This is a genomic window from Clostridium sp. DSM 8431, from assembly GCF_900116755.1.
Taxonomy (GTDB): domain Bacteria; phylum Bacillota; class Clostridia; order Clostridiales; family Clostridiaceae; genus Clostridium.
This window is the reverse complement of sequence record NZ_FPBY01000146.1, coordinates 1-8,348: the sequence shown is the minus strand read 5'-3', so window position 1 is coordinate 8,348 and position 8,348 is coordinate 1. Positions and strand designations below refer to the sequence as shown.

The following is an 8,348-nucleotide window of genomic DNA, read 5'->3' as shown; positions in this document are numbered from 1 at the left end:
GGAAATATATAAATTACGAAGTCAAACAATTGAACGTGTATTTGCTGACGCTAAAGAAAAACATGGTATGCGTTATACACAATATCGAGGTATAAAAAAGGTTAGGATGGAGCTTAACCTCTTATTTGCGTGTATGAATTTAAAGAAATTGGCAATATGGCTGGACCGAAAAGGGTTATTACCTACCGGTTCGGACAATTTATTGTCCAATCTCACAAAAAGTTTTATAGACCTTTTTATATTAAGTAACAAAAGGGCTAAATGCGAATGCATTTAACCCTTTTGTCTACAAGCTGAGAGCTTGTCAAATTGACAAGCTCCTTTTATAAACAAATTTATGAACAGCCACTTAAATTAGGGAGTACAAAAAAAGTTTTTTATACTAAGGGCGAGGCTTTGCGAATTGTAACCCTTAAGTATTCCTTTTAATGTGTGTACTTTTATTTCATCGTATTTATTAAATATTAGTCTGGCAGCACTGCTGTCATTATAGACTTTCCAGTAGCCACATAGTAAACACTTTTTAGAGGTGCAGTTCATAAAATCTTTAACATCTTTGATTGGTATTCCTAAGAATAAACCTAATTCATGAGGGCAATGATATAATTCATACCTTTCCTTTAACTTATTAATATATTTGTTAACATCCTCTTCATCTTCATATCCAATACCAAGCAAAAACTTTTTTTGCTCTTTTCCAAAAATACTTTCACTTAATATTTCTTCATTATATATTAATAGTACTAATAAATTAACCTTCTCTCTTAGCTCAATAAATTTAAGTCCAATAGAGTTAATAAAATCAGCTCCATATTTGAGCCATTTATCGTAAATATTATCTTTACTTTTCATAAATGATATTGTAGATGCAGGTTTTATACCTGATAAAACCTGAGATATATTAAAAAGTAGAAAGTTTTCTATATACTCTTTATCATTCATTGAATTTAACTTATCATATAGCCCTGTATTCTTCATAACTTTATACTATAAACTAGCAATCTTCTTTCCATATTCTCTGCAATCATCTTCTGCGTCACCTTCTGGTGATTCCATAATGATTAGTGGTTCTAAATTAACTAAACATCCATAAGACTCCATTAATTCTTTGAAGTTTTCCATCCATTCTCCACTGCCCCATCCATAAGACCCAAATAATGCAGCTTTCTTTCCTGAAACCTTATCTTTTATTGACTCAATGAATGGTTCAAACTCACATTCTTCTAATACTTCAGATCCCATTGCTGGACATCCTAATACTATTGTTTCTTCACCATCAAATATATTAGCACTAGCATCATCTACTGATACAACTTCTGCCCCTTTTCCCCCTTCAGAAATTCCTTCTGAAATTAAATTTGCCATTTTTTCAGTATTTCCTGTACCTGACCAATAAACTATTTTCATTATCTATTCACTCCTTAAATATATACTAATTCTTATTATTATAATTGAAATCTCTTATCAATTAAAATGATAATAATTTTCAATTACTTTGTCAATACTTTTTTGATAATTTCTCTCAATTAATACTTTTTATGCAAAACCAAGTAAAGTTCCTATTTGATAAACTAATACAGACATTATCCAAGCTACGATAAAAGTATAAACTGCCGCAAATCCTGTCCACTTCCATGAATTTGTTTCTCTCTTTATTGCTCCTAAAGCTACTAAACATGGTGTATATAATAATGACATAACCATAAATGAAATTGCTGATAAAGGAGTAAATACACCTTGTATTGCTTGAACTAATTCTGGTCCTTCTTGTACTCCTGCATATATTAATCCCATTGTCCCTATGACAGATTCTTTTGCCAATATACCAGTTAAAAGTGAAACTCCTGCTTGCCATGTCCCAAATCCAGCTAAAGTAAATATAGGGGCTATCCTTTCTCCTATCATTCCCAAAACAGACTCTTGACTGTTTGGTTCAACTCCTGATGGGAAGTTAGATAAGAATGCTAGTATAATCATTACTGGTAATATAATTTTTCCTGCTTTCTTCAAAAATGATCCAGCTTTATCCCACATTAAAAGAAAAACATTTTTTAATGATGGAACCTTATAGGTTGGAAGTTCCATAACAAAGTAAGATGTATCACCTTTAAACAAAGTTTTACTAAATATTTTACCCATAATAAGGGCAACTATAATTCCCGTAGCATATAAACAGAATAATATTAAAGCTTGATATTTATCAAAGAATGCTTCTATAAATAGCGCATATATAGGAAGTCTCGCTCCACACGATACAAAAGGATTTATAAGAATAGCTATCATTCTATCCTTCTTACTCTCTAACGTTCTTGTTGACATAATCCCTGGTACATTACATCCTGAACCAACTAACATGGATACAAATGTTTTTCCATGAAGACCTAAGCTTCTCATTAGTCTATCCATTACATAAGCTGCTCTTGCCATATATCCACTATCTTCAAGTATACCTATTAAGAAATACATAACCATTATTAAAGGTAAAAATGAAATTACACTTCCTACCCCTCCAAATATTCCATCACCAACTATGCTTATCAGTAAATCTGGTGCTCCTACATTCGTTAATGCCAGAGTAGCTGTCTCACCTAATCCTGCAATGAAACCATCTACTAAATCTTGAAGTCCAGAACCAATCTTAAAAGTTATTTCATACATAACAAGCATGATTAATGCAAATATAGGAATTCCTAAAAATTTATTAGTAACTACCTTATCAATTTTATCTGTAGTAGATACCTTATTGCTACTTTCTCTAGTTATTATTCCTTTAAGAATATCAGAAATAATATTATATCTTTCATTTACTATAGCCATTTCACCTTCAAATCCAATACTATCTTCTATAGTTTTACATGAAAGCTCAAGCTGTTTTTCTAATTTAGTATTTTCATCAATTTTAAGTTCTCTTTTTATATGTTCATCATTTTCTATTAATTTTAATGCTGCCCACTCTGCTGTATAATTCTTTCCTTTTACTTCTTTATCCAAAAGATTTGAAACAGTTTGAATTTCTTTATTAATTTCTTCTCCATAATTAAACTTAACATTTGAACCTTTAACATTAAACTTTATTGCTTCCTTTACTAAATTATCGATACCTTCTCCCTTTAATGCTACTGTTGGGATAACTGGTATTCCTAATTTTTTGCTTAGTTCATTAATCTTTATACTTATATTTTTATTTTTAGCTTCATCCATCATATTCAAAGCTATTATTACTTTAGCTCCTGCTTCTAATAATTGAAGTGTTAAGTATAAGTTTCTTTCTATATTTGATGCATCTATAACATTAATAATTACATCTGGTTTGTCATTAATAACATAATTTCTTGCAATAATTTCATCTTCTGAATATGCTCCTAAACTATAAGTTCCTGGTAAATCAACTACTGTATATTCTTTTCCTTCATACTTTAGGATACCTTCTTTCTTTTCAACAGTTACTCCAGGCCAATTTCCTACATGTTGCTTTGCTTTAGTTAATTCATTAAATAAACTGGTTTTACCACAGTTAGGATTCCCTGCTAATGCTATCGTCTTCATAATTTCCTCCTCAATATTGATATTCATTTTCATTTTAAAAAATACAAAAAAAAATTATTCATTTATCATTATTCTCTTTGCTGCATCTAAATCTAATCCAAACCTACTTTCTTCTATGGAAATAATTAAATTTCCACCATCATTCTTCACTATCTTAACTTTATTTCCTGATAGTATTCCTAGTTCACCTAATCGTTTACCATTATCCCCTTTTAAAGAAACAGATTTTATCTCTACTTCTTTTCCCTCTGTAGCCATATTCATAGGTAATATCATAAAATTTACTCCTTTACTTTCCTGTTATAACTTTAGCTTCATCCATTCTTAAAGTTAACTTATATCCTCTTACTAATATTTCAATTGGATCCCCCATTGGTGCCTTACCTGTAACTTCTAACTGTACACCTGGAGTTATACCCATATCTAAAAGTTTCCTTCTTACAGAACTTTCTTTATCAATATTAATAACTGTAATTTTTTCTCCTACTGATAGGTCCCTTAACTTTTTCATAATTATCCTCCTATTCTACTAATAAATTTATTTCCTTTATCAGTTATTCTCCATTCAATAGCTCCATTTAAGTTTTTAACTTTTCCACAGCCACATGAACATTTTTCACAGGTTTCACTACTACACTCAATTTTCTCAATATAACCCATGTTAACTAATTTACTTTTTATATCATCAATCATTGGCATTGGAAGATTTAAACCTTCTGAAATTGCTGATGTAGAAAAATTTGACTTTTCACTTATAAACTTAAGAATTTCACCTAACACAAAATCACCTCTTTTTGAAAAATACTTTTCATATGTTTTTTATTATACGTTAATTGATATTAATTTTCAAGTGATTCAAGAAATCATTTTTTGCTTTTTAACGTATTAAATAAATTACACATTAAAAAATCTGTAATATAAATGCTTAAATTTTGAACATAAAAAAAACACAGATACGGCGATCTATGTTTTTTTACGGTAAGTTTATATAATTAAATTTATGGTATCTCTTTCCAATTAAGAAAGGCTGAAAAACAAAATAATGTCAAGCAGAAGGTCACGTGAATTTACTAAATACTCTCCATTATTCTTTATAAAAGTTTTTCAAAATATACTCATAAAATTTGGGCTTTTTTTATTCTTATAAATCTTATATTGATTTCTCACTCTTGTCAATACCCTTCTTTAAAGATAATAAAAGATGATTATATATTTATCATACAATCATCTTTTACTAATCTTTTTTACTAATCTTTTTTATTAATTTGGTCTATTTTTAATGACAATTTTTCTATCTCTCTTTTTAATTCTGTAATTTCTTCCTTTAAATAGGCCATTTCAATTCTATTCTTATATTGATTTTCGTAAGCTCCATTTTTATTAAATTCTGTTTCATCTCTATTTATATATTGAGAAGAGTCTTCATAAGAACTTTGCTCTGAAGAAGTTTCATTCCACGAACAAAATGGATTATTAATATTAAGGTTTTTTATATCATAAAATCTCCCAGGGCCTGACTGCATATACTGCTGCTGAGCATTAAAGGTTTCAATTACCTGACCTATAAGCTCTAACCAATTGCCTATAACATTCTGAACATTAAAAGGTATGTTACCAGCTATAACATTTGCAATAAATTCACTGGTTATTAAAAAAAATTGAGGATCTACTCCTTGAAATCCTCCAGGAATATCACCGCAATAGTATCCTTCATTTGAAAAATCATTTTTATTTTCTGAGCCATTAGTTTTTTTACCCTTTCCTTTATAAAAAGAATTAAAATACTTCAAAATTTCTTCAAAGCCTTTAAATGGATCTTCACTCATAAATCTCTTCCTTAATAATTATCTTCTCTCGATTATATTATTCAGATAATTTTTTTTCTCCACAAAATTAATAGGTTTAAAATATAATTTTCCGTAAATACTATAATTGAAAAATTAAATTTTAAGGAGAGATAATTAATGTCAAGTACTGGTACAGTAAAATGGTTTAACAGCGAAAAGGGTTTTGGTTTTATCTCTTGTGATGAAGGAAAAGATGTTTTTGTTCACTACTCACAAATTAAAGATAAGGGTCCCAGAAAAGACTTACATGAAGATGAAAATGTAACTTTTGATATAGAAGAAACTGAAAAAGGGCCTATGGCCACAAACGTTCAAAAAATCTAAAATTAAAAAATATAACTGAGAAAATTTTTTCTCAGTTATATTTTTAATTGCCAGTAATCAACATCAAGCCACTTATCCATCTTATACCCTGACTCTTCTAACGTACCCATTTTGCTAAAGCCAAACTTTTCATGTAATTTTACACTCTCTTCATTTGGAACAGTTATTAAAGATACAAGTAAATGGAAGCCATATTTTTTACTTTCATCTATTAATTCTTTCATTAAAATACTGCCTATTCCTCTGCCTTTACAATCCTTATGAAGATATATAGTAACTTCTCTTGTTTTTGAATATGCCTCTCTAAAATTAAATTCACTAACATATGCATATCCTAAAATTTTTCCTTTTTCCTCATATACTATCCATGGATTACTTTTTATCTTCTTAACAATTCTATTTTCCATTTCATCATTAGTTATTTCTTCTGTCTCAAAAGTAACAACTGTTTCAGCAATATAATAATTATAAATTTTTGTTATTTCTTCAGCATCAGTAATTCTTACGTTTCTTATCATCTTCATCCCCCTGATATATAAGTTTATATATCTATATTAAACCTTTTCTATTACCTCTATCAACTTTTTAATATTAATACTTGTTCCTGTACTTATTTCGTCTAAATTTTTGATTAATGTTGCTCTTCTTCTAAAGCCATTAAACTCTGGATAATCTTCTTCTTTAATTTCCTTTGTAACTAAGTCTGCTAAAACTTTATTTCCTAAGGTAATTACTAGTTCTACACAATAATCATCACAACACTTTAATAAAAAATCTTTATATATCTCATCTACTTCTGGCATTATCTTATATGAAATAATATTAAACTTGTAGCTAAGAAGCTTTTTCAACTTTCTTCCTTCACTATCCTCTTCTTCTCCAGTATATTCTCTATCATTTAAAACTATTATACACGCTTTATACATATTCCACCATTCTCCTTACATTCTGTTCTTTTATTTTTTATAAACAAGTAATGTACTCTTCTATTTCATCTACGCCAATAAACATACTCTTATCCTTTAAAAAAATATATCTAATACTTATAGATTTGAATAAATTCTCAAAAGATATTTCCTCATTATCTATAATATATTTTAATTTTTTTAAAATACTCTTATTATATATTGCACAGAGACTTTGAAGACTCTCGTCTACATATGGAATTAATATATCTTCTTCAAATTGAATTATTCCCATATAATTAACTAATCTCTTATTAATTAAAGGCATATTAGAAGAAATAACAAATACCTTATCACTTTTTGCCTTACATACCATGTCATATATACATCTTATAATTTTTTCTTCTTCATTATCTATTGATTTATACATATCCTTATCTGCTACTAATATTTCTTCATATTCACTTACTAATTCTTTTGTTAATTCTACATATCTTTTATTTTTATACTCTAGAAGCTTAGTATTTTTTATCTTCTTGTTAGTACTGCCATAAAGTATTACTGCAGACCTATCTATTCTCATAATTATCACCCTTTGTAATATAATCTGATATTTTTATTATCTCCAATTTTATCTTTTTACCTTTGTACAAAAAAATTTTTCACCCTATATTTAATTCATATTACTAAACATAAGAATATATGTGAAAAAAATAGTGTTTAAAATGTATTTTAACATTTTAAACACTATTTTTAAATATATTTTCTAACTTCTATAAAACTCTTCTTGCTCTTGAAATTTTACTCCAAGGAACTGATGTTATTCTTACATCTGCGCCACTATTTGGTGCTTCTATCCATTGTCCATTTCCTATATACATTCCAACATGACCTAAATTAGAATAGAATAATAGATCTCCTGGTTGTAAACTACTTAAAGATACTTCATAACCATTATTAATTTGATCATACGTAGTTCTTCCAATGTTTATACCAACTTGTCTAAAGCCCCATTGCATAAGTCCAGAACAGTCAAATGCTCTATAACCTTGATTCACATAATTAGCTGCCCTATTATAAGATCCAGCAGCTGCCTGTACAGGGAATGTTGCTTTTAAAGAATTTAATGTACTTGTTGTAAGATATTCTCCAGATCCTCCCCAAACATATGGGCTTCCTATTTGTGCTGACATTACACTAAATACTTGTGCAAACTTATCTGATAAATTTTCATCTACATTTCTTATGTATTCTGCACTAACATATCCATTAGAACCTTTGTAGTTAATTTTAACCCATTCATTAGATGTTCCTGTTATATCAACAATTTGCCCACTTAAAAGATATCCAAGTACAGTACTACTTGTAGATGCACCAGATCTAACTCTTAAATTAGTTGTTATGTTATATACTTGTCCTTTTCCTGTTGATACTGTTCCATTAATTGAACTGTTTGTTTTTTCACCTTCTTGTATATACTCTGCTGATACATATCCATTTGTACCATTATAACTTATATGATACCAGCTACCTTCTTTTCCTAATATAGTTACATTTTCATCATTTCTTAAATGTCCTAATACAGCATAGTTTGTTCCTGCTCCTGATCTTATATTTAATGTGCTACTTATATTTACTACATGTCCTGCTTTACTTGTGCTTGAGCTATCTCCTGAATTACTGCTTGCCCCTGCACCTTCCTCTATATAATCTGCTGATACATATC

The 8,348-nt window shown here is 28.7% G+C and carries 13 protein-coding genes; 2 read left to right on the top strand and 11 right to left on the bottom strand.

Annotated features, from left to right (window positions below; all coding sequences use genetic code 11):
- Positions 1–277 (top strand): transposase (locus BM384_RS18295; RefSeq protein ID WP_242946034.1); only part of this gene is annotated, 277 nt, incomplete at its 5' end.
- Between the two features lie 77 nt (positions 278–354).
- On the opposite strand, the gene BM384_RS13190 is transcribed toward BM384_RS18295, so the two are convergent.
- The 7 genes from BM384_RS13190 to BM384_RS13160 form a co-directional block, all read right to left on the bottom strand.
- Complete coding sequence (locus tag BM384_RS13190) at positions 355–978, bottom strand: DUF3793 family protein (RefSeq protein WP_090014298.1); 624 nt, start codon at positions 976–978, stop codon at positions 355–357.
- Positions 979–987: 9 nt separating this feature from the next.
- Positions 988–1,407: a flavodoxin gene (locus tag BM384_RS13185; RefSeq protein ID WP_090014297.1), complete on the bottom strand. Its 420-nt coding sequence runs from the start codon at positions 1,405–1,407 to the stop codon at positions 988–990.
- 129 nt (positions 1,408–1,536) lie between these two features.
- Complete coding sequence (gene feoB, locus BM384_RS13180; protein ID WP_090014296.1) at positions 1,537–3,546, bottom strand: ferrous iron transport protein B; 2,010 nt, start codon at positions 3,544–3,546, stop codon at positions 1,537–1,539.
- A 54-nt stretch (positions 3,547–3,600) separates the two neighbouring features.
- Positions 3,601–3,822 (bottom strand): FeoA family protein, encoded by a 222-nt coding sequence (locus BM384_RS13175; RefSeq protein ID WP_090014294.1) that lies wholly within the window; start codon positions 3,820–3,822, stop codon positions 3,601–3,603.
- Positions 3,823–3,835: 13 nt separating this feature from the next.
- Positions 3,836–4,057, bottom strand: coding sequence for a FeoA family protein (locus tag BM384_RS13170; protein ID WP_090014293.1), 222 nt, complete (start codon positions 4,055–4,057; stop codon positions 3,836–3,838).
- Positions 4,058–4,059: 2 nt separating this feature from the next.
- Positions 4,060–4,326, bottom strand: coding sequence for a FeoC-like transcriptional regulator (locus tag BM384_RS13165; RefSeq protein ID WP_090014291.1), 267 nt, complete (start codon positions 4,324–4,326; stop codon positions 4,060–4,062).
- A gap of 467 nt (positions 4,327–4,793) precedes the next feature.
- Complete coding sequence (locus tag BM384_RS13160) at positions 4,794–5,372, bottom strand: hypothetical protein (RefSeq protein ID WP_090014289.1); 579 nt, start codon at positions 5,370–5,372, stop codon at positions 4,794–4,796.
- A 138-nt stretch (positions 5,373–5,510) separates the two neighbouring features.
- On the opposite strand from BM384_RS13160, the gene BM384_RS13155 reads away from it, so the two are divergent.
- Positions 5,511–5,717 (top strand): cold-shock protein, encoded by a 207-nt coding sequence (locus BM384_RS13155; protein ID WP_090014287.1) that lies wholly within the window; start codon positions 5,511–5,513, stop codon positions 5,715–5,717.
- A 35-nt stretch (positions 5,718–5,752) separates the two neighbouring features.
- Here the strand turns inward: BM384_RS13155 and BM384_RS13150 are convergent, their stop codons facing one another.
- The 4 genes from BM384_RS13150 to BM384_RS13135 all read right to left on the bottom strand — a co-directional run.
- A complete protein-coding gene (locus BM384_RS13150) occupies positions 5,753–6,235 on the bottom strand; it encodes a GNAT family N-acetyltransferase (protein WP_090014285.1) in 483 nt (160 codons plus the stop codon).
- Between the two features lie 36 nt (positions 6,236–6,271).
- Positions 6,272–6,643, bottom strand: coding sequence for a molybdopterin-binding domain-containing protein (locus BM384_RS13145; protein WP_090014283.1), 372 nt, complete (start codon positions 6,641–6,643; stop codon positions 6,272–6,274).
- A 37-nt stretch (positions 6,644–6,680) separates the two neighbouring features.
- On the bottom strand, positions 6,681–7,205 hold the full coding sequence (locus BM384_RS13140; protein WP_090014281.1) for a glycosyltransferase family protein: 525 nt from the start codon (positions 7,203–7,205) through the stop codon (positions 6,681–6,683).
- A gap of 190 nt (positions 7,206–7,395) precedes the next feature.
- Positions 7,396–8,348, bottom strand: a 953-nt coding sequence (locus BM384_RS13135; protein WP_175537383.1) for a C40 family peptidase, incomplete at its 5' end; no start/stop codon positions are given.